The organism is Olleya sp. KKT75 (genome assembly GCF_055635485.1).
Genome location: NZ_CM145759.1, coordinates 1,069,355 through 1,087,659, shown reverse-complemented (window position 1 = coordinate 1,087,659; position 18,305 = coordinate 1,069,355). Strand labels below are relative to the sequence as shown.

Here is an 18,305-nt window from a genome sequence, read left to right as displayed (position 1 = left end):
TTAAAAACGAAGTAAAAAGTTGTCTTTATTCATGCTGTTAGTGTGGTATTGCCAGTTAATGGTAACAACTTCGGCTAATACTTTTTTTAGTGTTTTAAAATCACTTGGTTTTTTTATATAAATATTTGCGCCTTGTATAAAAGTGTTTTCAATGTCTTCTTCGGATGCTGAGGTCGAGTAAATTGCAATTGCAATATCTTTAAATTTAGGGTTTTGCTTGATTTCTTTTAAGCATTCTAAACCTGATTTTCTTGGCATATTTAAATCTAAAAACAATACGTTTGGTAGCAAAGCATCGTCACTATTTAAATAGTCCATTAAGTAGACACCGTCATTAAAAGTTTTAACTCTTGTGGTTATTTTAATGTCATCAAATGCATCGGTAAAAAACAACCTATCATCTTCGTCATCATCTGCTAGCGTAATGTTTATATAATCTTCCTGCATATTAGTCTGTCTTATTTTGTTGGTTTAAGGCTCTTCTTTTGGCAATAATTCGCTGAAAAGCGGATGGTGTAATTCCCGTTGTGTTTTTAAACTGTGTGCTTAAATGCGCTACGCTAGAATAGTTAAGTCTGAAAGCAATTTCAGTTAAACTAAATTCTTGTTTAATAATTAATTGTTTTGCGAATTCTATTTTTTGAAGAATTATAAAATTCTCAATAGAAGTATAGGTAACTTCAGAAAACAAGTTACTAAGATAGCCATAGCTATGTTCTAAAGTTTCGGCTAAATATACAGAGCTTTTTACGTTTACCACAACGTCTTCATTAAACACCATGTCAATAATAGTGTCTTTAATTTTCTGAACCAAAATACTTTTTTGATTCTCAACAATATCAATTTGATAATTTGCTAAAGCATTTTGCAGCTGGTCTTGTTTTTCTTTAGATAGTTTTTCTAAAACTTCTATTTCTCCAAAACCTACAGACTTATATTTAATACTATTATCATTTAGTATTTGCTCTAAAACTATTTGGCAAATGGCATTAAAATCGAATTTAAAAAACAATGTCATAGTAAATAATTAAGTTACAAAATAAAGATAATATTATAAAGATACTAAATTCTAATTTTTAGTTTTTAATAACAATTTTAGTGATTTTAGCTAAATTGTTAATAGTGTATTTGGTAAGGTCTTCGGTTGCTTTTTGATCTAAAACAAATACAGTGTCTTTGGCGGTAATTACTACATTTTGATTGCTATTGGTGTTGACAGTGTAGTTTGGGACCTTTACTTTTATATCAAAATAAGTGTCATTAATAGTAAGTCCTAAGGCTTGATTAATAGAAGTGTTTTTGTCTGTGTTGTTAGTGGGTTTTGTAGTATTTATTGGAGTTAAATGACTCACTATTTTCACCTCGTTATTTGTAGACATAATAATTAATGGCATTATGCAAAGGGTAGTAATTATTAAAAGGATTTTGTTGGGTTTCATAATTTTAGATTGTGATTAGTTAATGTCCAACAAAGGTATTGTGACATTATTTTTTTTAGTTACACAATTTTTTAGTGTTGTTATATAATTTGCAATGACATCTGATTATTGCGTTAATAACGTATCTTTAAAATCTGAGTGTTTATTTAATTAATGCTTATTGGTGTATGAAATCTGATTTAAATTTTTATAAAAAGATCTCTAAAAATAGTCTGCCCTTAACAGACCTTTTAAAGGATGAGAGCTTGTTTTCTAGTGTGCCTAAAAATTGGTCTATTGTTGTGACCGATATCGAAAACTCAACAGCAGCAGTAGCAAACGGGTTTCATAACGATGTTAATTTGTGTGCTACAGGTAGTATAATAACAGTTTTAAATACTATAAAAACAGTTAATAAAAAGATTGAAATCCCTTATTTTTTTGGAGGTGATGGATCCACATTTATTATGCCTAATACTATATTAACTCCCGTTTTAGAGGCTTTAAATAATTATAGTCAACATATAAAAAACACTTTAAATCTTAATTTAAGAGTAGGACATTTAGAGCTAGAAAAGGTTTATAACAATAATGTAACCTTAAGGATTACTAAGCTTAGACACAATAAATACCTTACAACTCCCGTGGTTTTAGGTAATGGTATAAAATATGCCGAAAACGTTATTAAAGACAATTTTAAAGCGTCTCATGGTGATACTAGTGTATTAGCGCTTAACCTAGAAGGTATGGAATGCCGATGGGACGAGATTTCCCCAAGTCAAACTGAGAAAAAAGTGATTTGTTTACTTGTAAATTGTAATGACGAAAAAAAGCAAGCCGAAATATACGGGACAATAATGAATGAGATTAACTATGTTTTTGGCGACTTAAACAATCGTAATCCAATTAACGCTTTAAAACTTAGGCTAAACACATCCATTGAAAAAATAAAAAAAGAAATGCATGTTAAGTTGGGTAAAAACAAAACCAGCTATTTATTAAACAATTGGTTAATTACTATTTTTGGAAAGTACTATTTTAAGTTGTTTAAAGCAGGTAAGCGTTATGTGTATAAAGTCAGCCAATTGTCTGATACCATTATGTTAGATGGGTCTATTAATACAGTAATTTCTGGTACTAATAAACAGGTTAGTAGGTTGCAAATATTGTTGGATGATTTAGAGTCAAACAATAAAATTATTTACGGATTACACACCACACACGCGTCTATTATGTCTTGTTACATTCAAGACCGTAAAGAAAAACACATCCATTTTGTAGATGGTACAGAAGGTGGGTATACTAGTGCAGCTATTATGTTTAAAGAAAAGCTTAAAAACAGAACCTTTAATTAGGTTAGTTTTTTCTTTAAAATCATGTACACCGGAAAATGATCACTATAACCGCCTTTGTAGTTTTTTCCAACATAAGTACGGTAAGGCGTGCCTTTATATTTACCATCTAATTGTTTTAAAAAGTCCGCATCGTAAATATCTGCTTTGACATATCTAAGACTTTTAGGTTTACTCTCAAAAAAGTTAGGCGTAAATAATATTTGATCAAATAAGTTCCATTCAGAGTGGTGACTTGTCGTCCCTCTGTCAATAGATATTAAAGTTTCCATTGGATTAAATAATCCCTGGTTTTCCATTAATAGTTCTATGCTTTTATCATTTGGATTATCATTAAAATCGCCCATAACAACAATTCTAGCATCCGGAATATTATCTTTTAAGGTACTAATAATAGCCTGTAAATTAGTAGAGGCTGTAAGTCTTTTGTGTTCGGTTTCATAACCTCCCGTGCGTCGTGATGGCCAATGGTTTATTAAAAAATGAATCGATTCACCTAAAAACAATCCAGACACTAGTAATATGTCTCGGGTATAATCAGAGCTGCCATCCTCATTTTTAAAACTAAACGTAAACACCTCAGAGTTGGTCACTTTAAACTTTTCGCTATCGTAAACAAAAGCGACATCAATACCGCGTTCATCTTTACTATTGTAATGCACAAATTGGTAGGCATATTCTTTTAGATGTTTGGAGTTAATTAAATCTTTTAAAACAGCTTCATTTTCTATTTCGGCCAAACCAATAATCGCAGGATGTGCTTTCGTTTCCTTTTTACCAATGTTAGAAATGGCATACCCAATTTTACGTAGCTTATTATTATAGCGTTTTATAGTCCAACGTTTTTCTGAGGTTGGAATAAAGTCTCTATCACGCGTTAAATCATCCTTATAAATATCAAATAGATTTTCTATATTATAAAAAGCAAATGTGTGCTGTAAGGTTTTTGTTTTAAAGATGTTAAATTTCAATAGTATAAATTTAGAAGCCTAAAAATAGCGAATTTATTATGGATACAATTGCGTAACTTTGTAGTATAATTATTTATATGTTAGAAAAAAAAGATATATCGCTTGAAAAAGCAGTTTTAATTGGTGTTGTAACTAAAGAACAAAACGAAGAGAAATCTAAGGAGTACCTTGATGAGCTTGAGTTTTTGACCTTTACAGCAGGTGGTGAAGTATCAGAACGATTCACCCAAAAAATGGAAATGCCTAACCCTAAAACATACATAGGGACAGGTAAAATGGAAGAGGTAAGACAGTATATTGAAGACAATCACATCGGGACTGCTATTTTTGATGACGAGTTATCGTCGTCTCAAGAGCGTAACATAAGTAAAATCCTAAACGTAAAAGTATTAGATCGTACCAATTTGATTCTGGATATTTTTGCACAGCGTGCACAAACTAGTTATGCCAGAACACAGGTAGAGCTAGCACAATGTCAATACCTATTACCAAGACTAAGAGGGATGTGGACACACCTTGAGCGTCAAAAAGGGGGTATTGGTATGCGTGGACCTGGAGAGACAGAAATCGAAACAGATAGACGTATTGTCCGTGATAGGATATCCTTGCTTAAAGACAAGATAAAGACTATTGACAAGCAAATGTCAGTACAACGTGGTAATCGTGGTAAGATGGTCAGAGTGGCTTTAGTTGGATATACCAACGTTGGTAAATCTACTTTGATGAATACTGTTAGCAAGTCTGAGGTCTTTGCCGAAAACAAATTATTTGCAACCCTTGATACAACTGTTAGAAAAGTAGTCATTCAAAATCTACCTTTTTTATTAACGGATACCGTAGGGTTTATCCGCAAGTTACCAACACAATTAGTAGACAGTTTTAAAAGTACCTTGGATGAGGTTAGAGAAGCAGATCTATTATTGCATGTTGTCGATATTTCGCATCCAAATTTTGAAGACCATATTGAGTCTGTAAACAAAGTTTTGGGCGAAATTGACAGTGCAGACAAGCCAATAATAATGGTGTTTAATAAAATAGATGCTTACCAGGCCAAACCATTTGACGAGACGGATTTAATTGCTGAGCGTACCGGAGAACATTACTCTTTAGCAGAATGGAAAAAAACATGGATGAGCAGAGTAGGAGAGCATAACGCACTATTTATTTCTGCCTTAAACAAACGTAATTTAGAAGATTTCAAAAAACGTATTTATGATGAGGTTAGAGAAATACACGTGACGCGTTTCCCTTACAACCATTTCTTATATCCAGATTACGATTACGATAACTTAGACGAGGAAGAGTAGTATAATATGGGCGTTACCCTAAAAAGGGTCAGGCTGTCCGTTATATCTTTTTTGTATTATGTTTAACCTAATTAATAAGTACAAAGGTAGTAGTAAAACTACACCTAATTTAGAGTATTAAAGTTTACAAAAAAGGATGCCACTTCCATCCTTAACGCATAAAAAAAAGCACCTTAAAAAGGTGCTTTTTTTATTATGTATTGTAATTACTATTATAATTGGTAGTTTAAACCAACTAACCAGTAAGATTGTAATTTATTATCAGCACCAGATAAAGTTGTTAACTGTGCGTTTGCAGCTTCTTGCTTGTTGCTTCTTAAACCAAAGTCAAAACCAACACCAATCATTTTCCATAAGTTGTAACCAAAACTGTTTATCCAAGTAAAGTTAGATAAATCTCCATCTTCGTAAGATTGGAAAGTAGAGAAGTTAGATTTAAAGCTAATTGCTCCAATTTGACGTGTATAGTCAGCAACTATTTTTGCTCCTAAAGACGATTGAAAAACAGCATCGTTTTTAGCAAATACAAAGTTGTAGTTTAAAGGGTGTGCAACAACTATTAAGTTTTCAATAGGTGTCCAAGTTAAACCAACACCAACATCTAAATATCCTGGGTCGTTAAAGTTGTCTATAAATGTAGTTCTGTATTCTGCTAATCCAGATACAGCTAAATTTTTAGCAATGTTTCTTCCGTATAGAGAAGAGATGTTAAAAACATCAGTAGTAGCATTAAATTTGTCGCTATCTGTAGCGTCATCTTTGTTATCTAATTTTACCCATCCTAAGTTTACGTTAAGATTGTTTCTCCAGAAAAACTTTTCTTCAATTAAGTTAGCAAAACCGTTAACAGTTACACCAATACTTCCAGAAGAGTTATTCGCTGCATCTTGAGAGTACCAGTTGCTAAATTCAGAAAGACTTCCTCCAATAGTACCAAAAGCACCTTTTCTCCATCCTGGTAAAGCATCTATTTGTGCTTGTAAAGCATTAGCTTCCGCTTGAGCTGCATCAGCAACAGATTGCTTTTCTACTTTTTGAGCGTGTAATTCTTCTTTTGTTTGGGCATTCATAGAAACCATTCCTAATAATAATGCACCTGTTAAAAATATTTTTTTCATAATTCTTATAGTTTTAGTAAATCGGTTGCAAATATACGGTTTAGAACTAATAACTCTAAAAATAACAAAAAAATACAAACAACTAATAATCAGTTAGTTGTATTTTTAAAGAAGTTGTTAACGTTTAAATAATGGCACAAAAGAACACGCCTCGCCGTACATGATGTTTTTAGCGTAAGGTTTAAGCTTATTTGTTATCATAACATAAGCGTTTATAGGCACTGGCAGCTTACTGCAGCCTTTAATAATAACCGGCTTATCCTGGTAAATAGTACCATCAATTGCACTAATTATGTCTTGGTAAATAGCAGTCTCTAAATCCTCAAGTGTACCAATATGGCTCTTTTCGACAAAAGGCTGTAAATTTACGACCAGTAACATAAAAGCCCAATCCGGAATGATCGCATCGGCGCTACATGTGATAGCTACGTACTGATTTTGATACTGACTCCAGTCATGATTTTTGATGTAATTTCTAAAATCTTGCTCTTTTAAAACCAATTCTTGAAACAACCAATCCTTAATATCTAGCACAACACGTTTTCCTTTTGGATAATAATCCTCAAGGTCAATAGTTACTAGTTTGCTATTCGCAACGCGATTAATAATCTCTTCAGCCATAATTTAAAAATAAGTAATATTATTGGTAACCTTCTGCTTGTAGTTTAAATAAGTCGGCATATAATGACTGGTTAGCCATTAACGCTTCATGTGTACCCATTTCTAGTACACGACCTTCGTCTAGTACTAAAATCTTGTCTGCTTGTCTTACAGTGCTAAATCTGTGCGAAATGATAATACTGGTTTTGTCTTTTGTTAAACCTATAAAACGATCAAAAACATCGCTTTCCGCTTTAGCATCTAATGCAGAGGTAGGCTCGTCCAAAATCATCACTTTAGCATCTTTCATATACGCTCTAGCTAATGCTACTTTTTGCCATTGCCCACCAGACAATTCTTGTCCTTTAGCAAAACGTTTTCCTAGTTGTTGGTCGTAACCTTTTTTAAGTTCTGACACCACTTGGTTAGCTAAACTTAGCTCGGCTGCATTTTCAATCTTTTCTTGATTGTTTATTTCTTTAATATCGCCAATAGCTATGTTTTCTCTAACGGTAAATTCGTATTTAAAAAAGTCTTGAAAAATCACACCAAAAAAAGCTTGATATTTTGCTTTGTTAAATCTATTAATATTAACGCCATCTAATAATATTTCGCCAGACGTAGGTTCGTAAAAACGTAATAATAACTTAGTTAATGTTGTTTTACCAGCACCATTTTGACCAACAAAGGCTAATTTTTCTCCTGCTTTAATTTTAAAGCTAATCCCTTTTAATATTTTGTTGTCAGATTCTGGATAAGAAAATTCCACATTTTTAAATTCAAACCCTTCAGTTATCGTTTCTGGTAGTGGCATATCCTCGTTATGTTTTGGTTTTATTGAAATATCAATAAAATCAAAATAGTCTTTTAAATATAATGCGCTTTCTGATATACGTGTAAACTTAGAAAAGAAGTCTTGTAAGTTTCTTGTTAATCTATTAAAAGCACCCGATAAAAAGGTTAATTCTCCTAAAGTAATAACGCCAGAAATAACACGATAAATTATAAACACATACGCACCATAATAACTTAAGGTTCCCAAAACATTAAAGACAAAACCTAAAGCAGATCTTTTTATTGCTAGTTTTTTGTTGAGGTCGTAATATTCTTGAGATAGGTTTTTAAAACGGTCTACTACAAAGTCTGTTAGACCAAATAGTTTAATTTCTTTTGCTGTTTTATCATTTGCTCCTATAAATCTTAAGTAATCTAATTCTCTTCGTTCTGCAGTCCAACCTCTAGCTAAAGAGTATTGTTGTTGACTAAAATAGATTTCATTTATAAAAGACGGAATAATACTTAATACTAAAAGGATAATTAGATAGGGTTCAAAGTATATTAAACCGGCAACAAGTGTTGCAATGGATATTAGGCTTTGTACTTCTCCTAATGCATTTGACATTAAACCAACACGACTAGTGGTTTGTGTTCTGGCACGCTCTAATTTATCGTAAAATTCAGAATCTTCAAGTAGACTAATATCTATTTGATTGGTTTTTTTTATGATTCTTACAGAGGTGTCAATAGAGTAGGCGTCACCTAATAAGCTATCCGTCAATTGTATGGCGCGACTAATTAAATCGGACAATACAATTAAACCAAACTCGATACCAACATAGGTCCAAAGTTGTGTAAGGTCCGAAGCATCTAATTTGGTTTGTATTATAATTTCGTCAATTATTATTTTACCAATCCATAGAATAATAACTGGTAAAACAGCACCAATAAGTCTGCAAAAAGCAGAGCCTAAAAATAGTTTTTTATTGGTGTTCCAGATTTCTTTAAAAAATCTAGGGATATAAATTAAAGCGCTAAAAGATTTTTTGAGATTGGTTTTATTACCTTCTTTTAGCGATTTTGGTGCTTGTCTAGCCATTGTGTTTTGGCATTAAAGCATACCAAGCTCTAGTTTAGCTTCTTCACTCATTAAATCTTGCGTCCATGGTGGATCAAAAGTAATTTCTACTTCGGCATCCTTAACATCGTTTAAAGATTTTACTTTTTCTTCTACCTCTAAAGGTAACGTTTCGGCAACAGGACAGTTAGGTGTTGTTAATGTCATTAAGATTTTTACATCATAATCTTCGTTAACAAAAACATCGTAAATTAATCCTAATTCGTAAATGTCTACTGGTATTTCTGGATCAAAAATGGTTTTTAAAACCTTTACTATTTTTTCTCCTAATTCTGCTGTATCTATTGTAGTCTCGCTCATTTTATACTTTTTCATTTCCTTTTAAAAAGAAAATTTGTTTTTTTAATTCCGCTTAAGCGAATTAATTTAATTGTGTTTGATATGCTATGGCATACATTTTTATCTGTTTGATCATACTTACTAAACCGTTAGCTCGTGTTGGAGATAAATGTTCTTTTAAGCCAATCTCGTCGATAAAATCTGTGTTTGCGTCTAGGATATCTTTTGGGTGCTGATTAGAAAATACGCGTATTAAAATAGCAATAATACCCTTAGTTATAATGGCATCACTATCAGCTGTAAATTCTATTTGATCATCATTAAGCTCTGCATGTACCCAAACTTTACTTTGGCAACCCTTGATTATATTGGATTCTGTTTTGTATTCTGGAGCTATAAGCGGTAATGATTTTCCTAAATCGATCATGTATTGATAACGCTCTTCCCAGTCTTCAAACATGGAAAATTCATCAATAATCTCGTCTTGTATTTCTTTTATAGTCTGCATTTTCAATATAATTTCGATTACAAAATTAATCAATATTCACTGATTAATTACTAAAGAAGTCTTAAAGATAATTTTGAAAATTTTACGCTTCTTGTTTAGCTTGCTATTTGGTTAGTGCGAAAATCTTGTTTACTAGTACTGCGATTGCTGCTGGAGGATTTCCTGCATCAAAAGAGGGCGTACTATATTGCTTACCATTAACTATGATGGTTAAACTTGCTGCTGCTGCACCGTCATATTGATGCGCTTTGCTTGGTGGGTCAAGCTTTTCAAGAGTTTCTATATCTATACTATCTGTTAAATCTTGTAATGTTGACCAGTCTGCTTTACTACAGGTTTTAACTGTTGCTTTTTCTGATCTATTAAATTGTGATTTTATAGTGTTTTGATCTATTTCTATTAACGTATAACTACCTCTAGTTGATGCGGAGTATCTAAATGACATTCCGTTATCTTGTTTTTGTGTATCTGCAGTATCCGATGCTTGCATACCGTTAAGTAGTTCTTTTTTATTGTGTAATAACGTTATGGCGTTACCATCTACTTTGTAGTTAGTAGTTTCTTGTAGTGTTTTTAGAAAGTTGGTTTCGATTGTGTTTTCTGCTTCTGGACACATTTTTTTAGTAGATCCTAATTGGCTAAAAGTGATTTGGTCTCCATCCACTGCATATGTACCGAAAAAATTATTACATCCAGAAAAACCATATACACGATTTGTAGCATTGTCAAAGCCTATTGATAATTTAGAATTAGTTGTTGCTTTACCTTCTAGAGTAGTTACACTGTAAGTTCCGTTAAGTGGTGTTGCTGACATATCTTGAGTTAAGCTACTTTTTGTGTCTTGAGTTGATCCACAACTGTTAAGAAGAATAGAAAAAAGTAAAATAGTAATTGTTTTCATAGAAGTAATATTTTGGTATTTGATTATAATATTACAAAAAAGAAGCCAAACTATTAAGATAACATCATTTTTGCTTTTTTAACACCTTCAACTAAAGCGTCAATTTCGGATTTTGTATTGTAAAAGGCAAAAGATGCTCTGACTGTGCCAGGAATCTTATAAAATGCCATAATTGGTTGTGCACAATGGTGACCAGTACGTACAGCAATACCCATTTTATCTAGTAAAGTACCAACATCGTAAGGATGTATACCTTCTAAATTAAAAGATATAACTGAAGTTTTGTTTTTTGAGGTCCCGTAAATTTTTAGACCATCAATAGCTTCTAGTTGTTTTGTACCATAGTCTAGTAACTCGTGCTCATAATCTGCTATTGCATCAAATCCGATAGCATTCATGTAATCCAATGCAGCACCAAAAGCTATTCCACCACAAATATTGGGTGTTCCTGCTTCAAATTTATGAGGTAAACCAGCATATGTTGTTTTTTCAAACGTGACTTGGTCAATCATTTCTCCACCACCTTGATAGGGTTGCATTTTATTAAGCCATGCTTCTTTACCATATAGCATTCCAATACCTGTCGGTCCACAAATTTTGTGAGCAGAAGTTACATAAAAATCAGCATCCAAAGATTGCACATCAGGTTTGATATGTGGACAAGCTTGTGCCCCATCTATCAATACTGCAGCACCAACTTTATGTGCTTGATCAATAATACTTTTTATAGGGTTTATTGTTCCTAAAGCATTTGATATATGATTAACAAAAACAAGTTTTGTTTTATTTGAAAGTAATTTAGAGTACGCGTCCATATCCAACTCGCCTTCCAAAGTCATCGGAATAACCTTTAGGATAGCGCCTGTTTTTTCGCATAACATTTGCCAAGGGACAATATTACTGTGGTGCTCTAGAGCAGATACAATAAGCTCGTCATCTTTTTGTAATAGTGTAGCAAAACCATTAGCAACTAAATTTATACTATGCGTTGTTCCTGACGTAAATATTATTTCGTGTGCTTTTTCAGCATTAAAATGATGTTGTATTGTCAGTCTTGCTTCTTCGTATTTATCAGTTGCTTCTTGACTTAGTGCATGTACGCCTCTATGTATATTTGCATTATAGTTAGAATAATAATCTACTATTACATCTATAACTTGTTGTGGTGTTTGTGATGTGGCAGCATTATCAAAATACACCAACGGTTTACCATTTACTTGTCTTTTAAGTATTGGAAAGTCTTGACGTATTTTATTGATATCTAACATAATTGGTAATAAATTAAAACGCTTTTGATATGGCTTTAAACAGCATAATAAATAATGACACGCAAATAGCAAGTGTTACTATTAGCGCTAAAGCAACTTGATAAGTTTTTATGTTACCTTTTGCTAGTAAATTAGTCAGGTTTTTAAAAACAAAAACCGAAAGTACCAATAACATATAAGTACATGATAATCCAACAAAAGTTAATAATATACCATCAAAAAAACCACCTTTAGTCATGTAAAAAAGACCTCCGGTAACAATTGCAATTAGCAAGCAAATGCTAATTAATTTGATGAAAACTTTATTCGAAATGTTTAAAATATCCATATTTTTTACAAATCAAAACCAATGTTAACACCTAATTTTGTTGCTATAATTTTTGTGATACGTTGTTTTAATTCTGGAATTTTTACAGATTTTAAAACGTTGTTACTAAACGCATACATTAATAATCCTTTAGCTTCTTTTTCAGGAATACCTCTAGATTTCATGTAAAATAAAGCGCTTTCGTCTAATTGTCCAATCGTACACCCATGAGAACATTTTACATCATCTGCAAAAATCTCAAGTTGAGGTTTAGAGTTTATTGTTGACTTGTCGCTTAACAATATGTTGTTGTTAGATTGAAACGCATTTGTTTTTTGTGCTTCTTTATTAACAATTACTTTACCGTTAAAAACACCAGTTGAACTATCGTTAAAGATCCCTTTGTAATCTTGGTGGCTTTCGCAATTTGGCTCTATATGATGTACTAATGTATTGTGATCAACGTGTTGTTTGTCTCCAATAATAGTTACACCGTTTAATGTAGAGTCCATGTGCTCTCCATTTTGGTAAAAGTTAAGGTTGTTACGCGTTAATTTTCCTCCAAAACTAAACGTATGAACAGACACGTGACTTTCGCGTTTTTGATCAACAAATGTGCTATCAATTAAAGACGCATTTTTATTATCGTTTTGTATTTTGTAATAATCTACAATAGCACGTTTGTTTGCAGCAATCTCTGTAACCGAGTTAGTTAAAACTGGATTGTCTGTAACACTTTGGTGACGTTCTATTATTTGTACATGTGCATTTTCTTCAACAACAATTAAGTTACGTGGTTGTAATAACAACGTCGACTCATTTCCTGTAGAGAAATGTAATATTTGTATTGGTTTTGCAACCACTTTATTTTTAGGAATGTGTATGTAAGCCCCTTCTTTAGAAAACGCAGTGTTTAAAGATGATAGTCCATCTTTTGTAGCAATTTTATTAAAGTAATTGTCTATTACCAACTGGTATTTAGGCTTGCTTAAGGCAGCTGACATTAAACACACATCAAGTCCGTCATGAGTCGTTTCTGATAAGTGTGACGAGTATTTTCCGTCAATAAACACAATCTTGTAAGTGTCTATGTCGTGGATAAAGTATTTTTTTATATCATTATACTCTAATGCGTTTTCTTGCTTTGGAAACACGCTGTAATCGTGTTTTAAAACACTATTTAATGATGTGTATTTCCAAGCTTCGTCTTTTTTAGTAGGAAAACCTTCTGTTTCAAACGTTTTTATTGCTTCGCTTCTAATGTCATGTATTTTAGAATCTATATCTACATGATTTTCGAATGCTATAAAAGAGGATACTAATTTATCTTTTAAACTCATATTGTTCAGTTTTCAGCTACAGCTTGCTTTTATTAATATTATAATAAAGACAACGTTTGGCTGGGTACTATTTATTGATTTTGAAACTATAAAATATTGTGTAGTTAGTTTAGTTTGTCTTTGAAAACTAATACTGATTACTACTAATTATTTTTAGCGTCTTCTTCTTCTTTAATCCAGTCATAACCTTTTTCTTCTAACTCATGCGCTAGTTCTTTTCCTCCGGATTTAACAATTTTTCCATTGTATAAAACGTGAACAAAATCAGGTACGATATAATCTAATAAACGTTGGTAGTGTGTAATAACTATTACAGCATTATCCTTGCTTTTTAGTTTGTTGACTCCGTTAGCTACAATACGTAAAGCATCGATATCTAATCCAGAATCAGTTTCATCAAGAATAGCTAATTTTGGCTCTAACATTGCCATTTGAAAAATCTCGTTACGTTTCTTTTCTCCTCCAGAAAACCCTTCGTTTAAAGAACGTGACAAAAATTTACGATCAATTTCTAAAAGCTCAGATTTTTCACGGATTAATTGCAGCATTTCTTTAGCTGGCATATCCTCTAAACCTTTTGCTTTTCTAGTTTGGTTAATTGCAGTTTTCATAAAGTTAGTAACACTAACTCCAGGAATTTCTACTGGATATTGAAAAGATAAAAACACACCTTTATGTGCACGCTCTTCAGCAGCTAAGTCTTCGATGTCTTCATTGTCTAAAAGAATGTTACCATCCGTTACTTCGTATTCTTCTTTTCCTGCAATTACAGAAGCTAAAGTACTTTTTCCAGAACCATTTGGTCCCATGATAGCATGTACTTCTCCTGCTTTTACTTCAAGATTAATTCCTTTTAATATGGACTTGTCTTCAACACTTGCGTGTAGGTTGTTTATCTTTAACATATTACTTATTTTCCTAGTTTGATAACGTCGTTTTTATTTTGAGCTAAAGCTTTTACGCTGATAACTTTATTTATTTTTAGCTTATATGGCCAGCCTTCTTCTTGGTCTCCCTTCGGAACTAACTCGCCTATCACCTCAATTTCCACCATGTCTGTTGGTGCTTGTTGAAAGGCTTTAGCTTGGGTAATAATTTGGTCGACCTTATTATTTAAGATCACACCATGAATTACATTTCCCATTTGAAAAACAGCAGCATCTTGATAATATACAAAGCCGCCTGTATAGGTTTGTTCTTCGTTTGTTTTACAGCTAATACAAGCGATAAACATAAAAAGAATTGCTAATTTTTTCATTTCAATTACTATTTATTAACCTACAGATCCTTCTAAAGAAATTTCCAATAATTTTTGTGCTTCTACAGCAAACTCCATTGGTAACTTATTTAAAACATCTTTACTAAAACCATTTACAATTAAAGCAATTGCTTTTTCTGTATCAATACCACGTTGGTTACAGTAAAATATTTGATCTTCTCCAATTTTACTTGTAGTTGCTTCGTGCTCTATTTGAGCCGTTTTGTTTTTAGCTTCTATATATGGAAATGTATGTGCACCACACTCATTACCCATTAATAAACTATCACATTGCGAGAAGTTACGCGCATTGTCTGCACGACTTCCTATTTGTACTAATCCTCTGTATGAGTTATGTGATTTTCCTGCAGATATACCTTTAGAAATAATAGTTGATTTGGTGTTTTTACCCAAATGAATCATTTTCGTTCCTGTATCTGCTTGTTGGTAGTTGTTAGTTACTGCAATCGAGTAAAATTCTCCTACAGAGTTATCACCTTTTAAAATACAAGATGGGTATTTCCAAGTTACAGCACTTCCTGTTTCTACTTGAGTCCAAGAGATTTTTGCGTTTTTCTCGCATAATCCACGTTTTGTAACAAAGTTGTAAACACCACCTTTACCTTCTGCACTTCCAGGGTACCAGTTTTGAACGGTTGAGTATTTTATCTCAGCATCATCCATTGCAATCAGCTCTACAACTGCTGCGTGTAATTGGTTCTCGTCACGACTAGGTGCTGTACAACCTTCTAGGTAAGAGACATAACTACCTTCGTCCGCAATTAAAAGTGTGCGTTCAAACTGCCCTGTTCCTCCTTGGTTAATTCTGAAGTATGTTGATAATTCCATAGGACATCTAACACCTTTTGGAATATAACAGAACGATCCATCACTAAAAACAGCACTGTTTAAGGCTGCGTAAAAATTGTCTGTTGTTGGAACAATACTTCCTATATATTTTCTAACTAATTCTGGATGCTCTTTTATAGCCTCAGAAATACTCATAAAAATGATACCTTTTTCTGACAACGTTTTTTTGAATGTTGTTGCTACTGAAACTGAATCTACTACAATATCCATTGCAACGTTATTCATCTTCTTTTGCTCATCAACAGAGATTCCTAATTTTTTATACATCGCTAATAGATCTGGATCTACGTCGTCTAATGTTTTATTAGGATCAACTGCTACAGGAGCAGAGTAATAAGCTATGGCTTGAAAATCTGGTTTTTTGTAGTTTACATTTGCCCAATCTGGCTCTTTCATTGTTTTCCAAACTTTGAAAGCTTCTAATCTCCATTCTGTCATCCATTCTGGCTCATCCTTTTTCTTAGAAATAGCACGAACGATGTCTTCATTTAAACCAATAGGGAATGTTTCAGATTCTATATCTGTAAAAAAACCATATTCGTATTCTTTGGTTTTTAATTCTTCTCTAAGGTCGTCCTCTGTATACTTTGACATATTTTGTCTGTAAGTTTAATTATAATGAAAAACTTTCTCCGCATCCACAAGTACGGTTGGCGTTTGGATTATTAAACACAAAACCTGTTCCGTTTAATCCGCCTGAATATTCTAAAGTGGTACCAATTAGGTACAAGAAACTCTTTTTGTCAACAATGATTTTTACATCATTATCTTCAAAAACTTTATCCTCATCTTCTTTTTCTTTGTCAAATTTTAAATCATAAGACAAACCAGAACAACCACCACTTTTCACACCTACGCGAACGTAGTCTGTGGTTGCATTATAGCCATCATCAGTCATCAATTCGATAACCTTTTTTTTAGCTGTGTCAGAAACTTTTATCATACCTGTTAATTAGAATTTATCTAAATAGAGTGCAAAGATACAACATCAGTCGCTTTTTTCAATAGCAACTAACATTATATTAGCATATGGTTTTATAGGTTTTTCTTATTACTGAATAAAATCGGGATTGTTAATGAAGCTTGGATCTGATAATGATAAAAGAAAGGCTTTTAAATCGGCTTTGTCTTGGGGGTTTAAATTAACACCGCCTTGATTAACTTTTTTCATCAATGGATCGATGGTAGAAGAGGTTGTCAGTCCTGTGCTGTAGTGGTTAATTACGTCATCTAAAGTTGCAAATCTACCATCATGCATGTAAGGTGCTGTGTAAGCTAAATTACGTAGTGATGGGGATCTAAATTTACCATTATCGTTTGGGTTTCCTGTTACTGCTCCAAAACCTAAATCTGAAAAAGTAGCGTCTAAACCGTTATTATGAAATTGGTTGTCTGTCCACAATGGGTTGTTTGGATTGCCATGACAGTGGAAGCAGTCGCCACGTTCCTCATCCATAAAAATAGCTAACCCGTTTTCTTCTTGAGGTGTTAATGCTACTGTGCCATTAGAAAATTTGTCAAACTTAGAATTTCCGGAAATTAAAGTGCGTTCAAATTGTGCAATTGCTTTTGTTACAAGTTGTCTAGTTATAATCGCAGTACCAAAAGCTTGCTCAAATAATAAAGGATACTGGTCGTGGTTGTTTAGTTTTGCTTCAATTGGTTCCCAGCTGTCATTACCTAATTCGTTAGCATCAATTACAGGTTCTAAAGCTTGATTTTCTAGTCCTAAAGCGTGACCATCCCAAAAGTATTTATCATCAAAATTCCATGCTAAATTAAATAAAGGCATGCTGTTTCTGTTACCAGGAATCCCTGTTACACCGCTACTAAATTGGTTTGGGTCTGTAAAGGCATTTTGTGGTAAATGACAACTGGCGCAGGCTTTTGTGTTGTTAACTGAAAGTATGTTGTCAAAAAATAAGCGTTTACCTAAGGCGACACCTTCAACAGTTAGTGGGTTGCTTAGCGGTACAATCGGGTCTATTAATTTTTCTATAAATAGTTGAGGTATTTCTAATTGATAGGGAATTGGAATATAAGCATCGTCTTGGTTTGTGTCTTCTGAAGCGCATCCAAAAAACACAAATATTACAAAACTAAAGACTATCCAATTTTTCATAATTATTCTGTGATTTCGCCTAAACTAAAAGCACTCATTATATTTTGCTGCATCATTTTTTGTGCATCGTAATTTGGCATTAATGGTGTGTCTAATACGTTTAAATCCCATGTGTTTGGGTTTTTAAACAATTCGGCAATATTCATTTTAACTTCAATAGTTGTATTGTTTGAAATGGTTATTGGTGTGTCAAATGTGATGATCGCAAAATTGTCTTCAAAAACACCATCGCTAACTCTTGCTGTTCCGTTATGAAAATTAAAAGGTGAAGGACTTGCAGTGTCTACATTGTACATGCCATCAAATTGTAAAAAATGATAACCACCACCTAGCATTGCTGGCCAATTCCATGATTCTGAATTTAAATCTTGGTATATTCCATCGGTATTATCTTCTGCGTTAAAACCCCATACAAATTTTAGATTGTACGTACCAGAGGGGATTGTGTTAGTTTCTGGTGTAAAGTTGTATGTTGTGTCTTCAGATAAATCAGTAAACTTGTAACCATCAAATACGTACGTTTCTCCAGTAAGATTAGTTAGTTCAAACCTAGAGGTTAAATACCTAAATCTATTGATGTTTATAACTTCGCCATTAGTATTTGTAACGGTTTCGGTTTCTAAATTAGTGCTGTTTATAGTTGTTTCGTCCCAATTGTGTGTAAAGTTAAAAGTGACTCCTGGTGCTATAATGGTGTTGTCATCATTATCCTCGTTACAAGCAAAAATTAATAATGCTATGGTTAAAAGGGAAACAATTTTTTTCATGTTT

21 protein-coding genes are annotated in these 18,305 nt (G+C 32.8%); 2 read left to right on the top strand and 19 right to left on the bottom strand.

The window, feature by feature from the left end; genetic code table 11:
- Genes ACZ2G2_RS04885 through ACZ2G2_RS04875 form a run of 3 tightly spaced genes read right to left on the bottom strand, consistent with a single transcriptional unit; the run spans position 1 to position 1,439 of the window.
- Positions 1–447 (bottom strand): response regulator, encoded by a 447-nt coding sequence (locus ACZ2G2_RS04885; RefSeq protein WP_090841758.1) that lies wholly within the window; start codon positions 445–447, stop codon positions 1–3.
- Position 448: 1 nt separating this feature from the next.
- Complete coding sequence (locus ACZ2G2_RS04880) at positions 449–1,018, bottom strand: helix-turn-helix domain-containing protein (protein WP_101203638.1); 570 nt, start codon at positions 1,016–1,018, stop codon at positions 449–451.
- A gap of 58 nt (positions 1,019–1,076) precedes the next feature.
- Positions 1,077–1,439 carry a hypothetical protein gene (locus ACZ2G2_RS04875; protein WP_282069292.1) on the bottom strand — a complete coding sequence of 121 codons (363 nt, stop codon included), beginning with the start codon at positions 1,437–1,439 and terminating at the stop codon, positions 1,077–1,079.
- Between the two features lie 167 nt (positions 1,440–1,606).
- Here ACZ2G2_RS04875 and ACZ2G2_RS04870 point away from each other — a divergent pair, with 167 nt between their 5' ends.
- Positions 1,607–2,773 carry a DUF3095 domain-containing protein gene (locus ACZ2G2_RS04870; RefSeq protein ID WP_470394284.1) on the top strand — a complete coding sequence of 389 codons (1,167 nt, stop codon included), beginning with the start codon at positions 1,607–1,609 and terminating at the stop codon, positions 2,771–2,773.
- On the opposite strand, the gene ACZ2G2_RS04865 is transcribed toward ACZ2G2_RS04870, so the two are convergent.
- Positions 2,770–3,741, bottom strand: a complete 972-nt coding sequence (locus tag ACZ2G2_RS04865; RefSeq protein WP_090841749.1) for an endonuclease/exonuclease/phosphatase family protein — start codon at positions 3,739–3,741, stop codon at positions 2,770–2,772. The genes ACZ2G2_RS04870 and ACZ2G2_RS04865 overlap by 4 nt on opposite strands.
- A 77-nt stretch (positions 3,742–3,818) precedes the next feature.
- Between ACZ2G2_RS04865 and hflX the strand changes: the two genes are divergently transcribed.
- Positions 3,819–5,048 carry a GTPase HflX gene (gene hflX / locus ACZ2G2_RS04860; protein ID WP_470394282.1) on the top strand — a complete coding sequence of 410 codons (1,230 nt, stop codon included), beginning with the start codon at positions 3,819–3,821 and terminating at the stop codon, positions 5,046–5,048.
- Between the two features lie 212 nt (positions 5,049–5,260).
- Here hflX and ACZ2G2_RS04855 read toward each other — a convergent pair whose 3' ends face one another.
- The 15 genes from ACZ2G2_RS04855 to ACZ2G2_RS04785 form a co-directional block, all read right to left on the bottom strand.
- Complete coding sequence (locus tag ACZ2G2_RS04855) at positions 5,261–6,166, bottom strand: DUF3078 domain-containing protein (RefSeq protein ID WP_470394281.1); 906 nt, start codon at positions 6,164–6,166, stop codon at positions 5,261–5,263.
- Positions 6,167–6,283: 117 nt separating this feature from the next.
- The gene (locus ACZ2G2_RS04850) at positions 6,284–6,787 is read right to left on the bottom strand and encodes a DUF2480 family protein (RefSeq protein WP_282069288.1); all 504 of its coding nucleotides are present in this window, start codon (positions 6,785–6,787) and stop codon (positions 6,284–6,286) included.
- Between the two features lie 19 nt (positions 6,788–6,806).
- Positions 6,807–8,642, bottom strand: coding sequence for an ABC transporter ATP-binding protein (locus tag ACZ2G2_RS04845; protein WP_470394279.1), 1,836 nt, complete (start codon positions 8,640–8,642; stop codon positions 6,807–6,809).
- A gap of 12 nt (positions 8,643–8,654) precedes the next feature.
- Positions 8,655–8,981, bottom strand: coding sequence for a DUF59 domain-containing protein (locus ACZ2G2_RS04840; RefSeq protein WP_090841737.1), 327 nt, complete (start codon positions 8,979–8,981; stop codon positions 8,655–8,657).
- 61 nt (positions 8,982–9,042) lie between these two features.
- Positions 9,043–9,468, bottom strand: a complete 426-nt coding sequence (locus tag ACZ2G2_RS04835; RefSeq protein WP_090841735.1) for a SufE family protein — start codon at positions 9,466–9,468, stop codon at positions 9,043–9,045.
- A gap of 103 nt (positions 9,469–9,571) precedes the next feature.
- Positions 9,572–10,369, bottom strand: coding sequence for an META domain-containing protein (locus tag ACZ2G2_RS04830; RefSeq protein WP_470394278.1), 798 nt, complete (start codon positions 10,367–10,369; stop codon positions 9,572–9,574).
- A 53-nt stretch (positions 10,370–10,422) separates the two neighbouring features.
- Positions 10,423–11,637: an aminotransferase class V-fold PLP-dependent enzyme gene (locus ACZ2G2_RS04825; protein WP_470394277.1), complete on the bottom strand. Its 1,215-nt coding sequence runs from the start codon at positions 11,635–11,637 to the stop codon at positions 10,423–10,425.
- A 13-nt stretch (positions 11,638–11,650) separates the two neighbouring features.
- Positions 11,651–11,965, bottom strand: coding sequence for a hypothetical protein (locus ACZ2G2_RS04820; protein ID WP_090841729.1), 315 nt, complete (start codon positions 11,963–11,965; stop codon positions 11,651–11,653).
- Between the two features lie 5 nt (positions 11,966–11,970).
- Positions 11,971–13,284, bottom strand: a complete 1,314-nt coding sequence (gene sufD, locus ACZ2G2_RS04815) for a Fe-S cluster assembly protein SufD (protein ID WP_090841728.1) — start codon at positions 13,282–13,284, stop codon at positions 11,971–11,973.
- Between the two features lie 143 nt (positions 13,285–13,427).
- Positions 13,428–14,189, bottom strand: coding sequence for a Fe-S cluster assembly ATPase SufC (gene sufC, locus ACZ2G2_RS04810; RefSeq protein WP_090841725.1), 762 nt, complete (start codon positions 14,187–14,189; stop codon positions 13,428–13,430).
- A gap of 5 nt (positions 14,190–14,194) precedes the next feature.
- Positions 14,195–14,542 (bottom strand): hypothetical protein, encoded by a 348-nt coding sequence (locus ACZ2G2_RS04805; RefSeq protein ID WP_101203628.1) that lies wholly within the window; start codon positions 14,540–14,542, stop codon positions 14,195–14,197.
- 15 nt (positions 14,543–14,557) lie between these two features.
- Positions 14,558–16,006, bottom strand: a complete 1,449-nt coding sequence (gene sufB / locus ACZ2G2_RS04800) for a Fe-S cluster assembly protein SufB (RefSeq protein ID WP_090841721.1) — start codon at positions 16,004–16,006, stop codon at positions 14,558–14,560.
- Positions 16,007–16,025: 19 nt separating this feature from the next.
- On the bottom strand, positions 16,026–16,355 hold the full coding sequence (locus tag ACZ2G2_RS04795) for a HesB/IscA family protein (protein ID WP_090841719.1): 330 nt from the start codon (positions 16,353–16,355) through the stop codon (positions 16,026–16,028).
- A 108-nt stretch (positions 16,356–16,463) separates the two neighbouring features.
- Positions 16,464–17,534: a cytochrome-c peroxidase gene (locus ACZ2G2_RS04790; protein ID WP_470394273.1), complete on the bottom strand. Its 1,071-nt coding sequence runs from the start codon at positions 17,532–17,534 to the stop codon at positions 16,464–16,466.
- A 2-nt stretch (positions 17,535–17,536) separates the two neighbouring features.
- On the bottom strand, positions 17,537–18,301 hold the full coding sequence (locus ACZ2G2_RS04785; RefSeq protein WP_470394271.1) for an MbnP family protein: 765 nt from the start codon (positions 18,299–18,301) through the stop codon (positions 17,537–17,539).
- Between the last annotated feature and the right edge of the window lie 4 nt (positions 18,302–18,305).

Excerpts from the sequence above, each read along its gene's own strand:
- ACZ2G2_RS04885 (WP_090841758.1), bottom strand. The coding sequence starts at position 447 with ATGCAGGAAGATTATATAAACATTACGCTAGCAGATGATGACGAAGAT.
- ACZ2G2_RS04880 (WP_101203638.1), bottom strand. The coding sequence starts at position 1,018 with ATGACATTGTTTTTTAAATTCGATTTTAATGCCATTTGCCAAATAGTT.
- ACZ2G2_RS04875 (WP_282069292.1), bottom strand. The coding sequence starts at position 1,439 with ATGAAACCCAACAAAATCCTTTTAATAATTACTACCCTTTGCATAATG.
- ACZ2G2_RS04870 (WP_470394284.1), top strand. The coding sequence starts at position 1,607 with ATGAAATCTGATTTAAATTTTTATAAAAAGATCTCTAAAAATAGTCTG.
- hflX (WP_470394282.1), top strand. The coding sequence starts at position 3,819 with ATGTTAGAAAAAAAAGATATATCGCTTGAAAAAGCAGTTTTAATTGGT.
- ACZ2G2_RS04855 (WP_470394281.1), bottom strand. The coding sequence starts at position 6,166 with ATGAAAAAAATATTTTTAACAGGTGCATTATTATTAGGAATGGTTTCT.
- ACZ2G2_RS04850 (WP_282069288.1), bottom strand. The coding sequence starts at position 6,787 with ATGGCTGAAGAGATTATTAATCGCGTTGCGAATAGCAAACTAGTAACT.
- ACZ2G2_RS04845 (WP_470394279.1), bottom strand. The coding sequence starts at position 8,642 with ATGGCTAGACAAGCACCAAAATCGCTAAAAGAAGGTAATAAAACCAAT.
- ACZ2G2_RS04840 (WP_090841737.1), bottom strand. The coding sequence starts at position 8,981 with ATGAGCGAGACTACAATAGATACAGCAGAATTAGGAGAAAAAATAGTA.
- ACZ2G2_RS04835 (WP_090841735.1), bottom strand. The coding sequence starts at position 9,468 with ATGCAGACTATAAAAGAAATACAAGACGAGATTATTGATGAATTTTCC.
- ACZ2G2_RS04830 (WP_470394278.1), bottom strand. The coding sequence starts at position 10,369 with ATGAAAACAATTACTATTTTACTTTTTTCTATTCTTCTTAACAGTTGT.
- ACZ2G2_RS04825 (WP_470394277.1), bottom strand. The coding sequence starts at position 11,637 with ATGTTAGATATCAATAAAATACGTCAAGACTTTCCAATACTTAAAAGA.
- ACZ2G2_RS04820 (WP_090841729.1), bottom strand. The coding sequence starts at position 11,965 with ATGGATATTTTAAACATTTCGAATAAAGTTTTCATCAAATTAATTAGC.
- sufD (WP_090841728.1), bottom strand. The coding sequence starts at position 13,284 with ATGAGTTTAAAAGATAAATTAGTATCCTCTTTTATAGCATTCGAAAAT.
- sufC (WP_090841725.1), bottom strand. The coding sequence starts at position 14,189 with ATGTTAAAGATAAACAACCTACACGCAAGTGTTGAAGACAAGTCCATA.
- ACZ2G2_RS04805 (WP_101203628.1), bottom strand. The coding sequence starts at position 14,542 with ATGAAAAAATTAGCAATTCTTTTTATGTTTATCGCTTGTATTAGCTGT.
- sufB (WP_090841721.1), bottom strand. The coding sequence starts at position 16,006 with ATGTCAAAGTATACAGAGGACGACCTTAGAGAAGAATTAAAAACCAAA.
- ACZ2G2_RS04795 (WP_090841719.1), bottom strand. The coding sequence starts at position 16,355 with ATGATAAAAGTTTCTGACACAGCTAAAAAAAAGGTTATCGAATTGATG.
- ACZ2G2_RS04790 (WP_470394273.1), bottom strand. The coding sequence starts at position 17,534 with ATGAAAAATTGGATAGTCTTTAGTTTTGTAATATTTGTGTTTTTTGGA.
- ACZ2G2_RS04785 (WP_470394271.1), bottom strand. The coding sequence starts at position 18,301 with ATGAAAAAAATTGTTTCCCTTTTAACCATAGCATTATTAATTTTTGCT.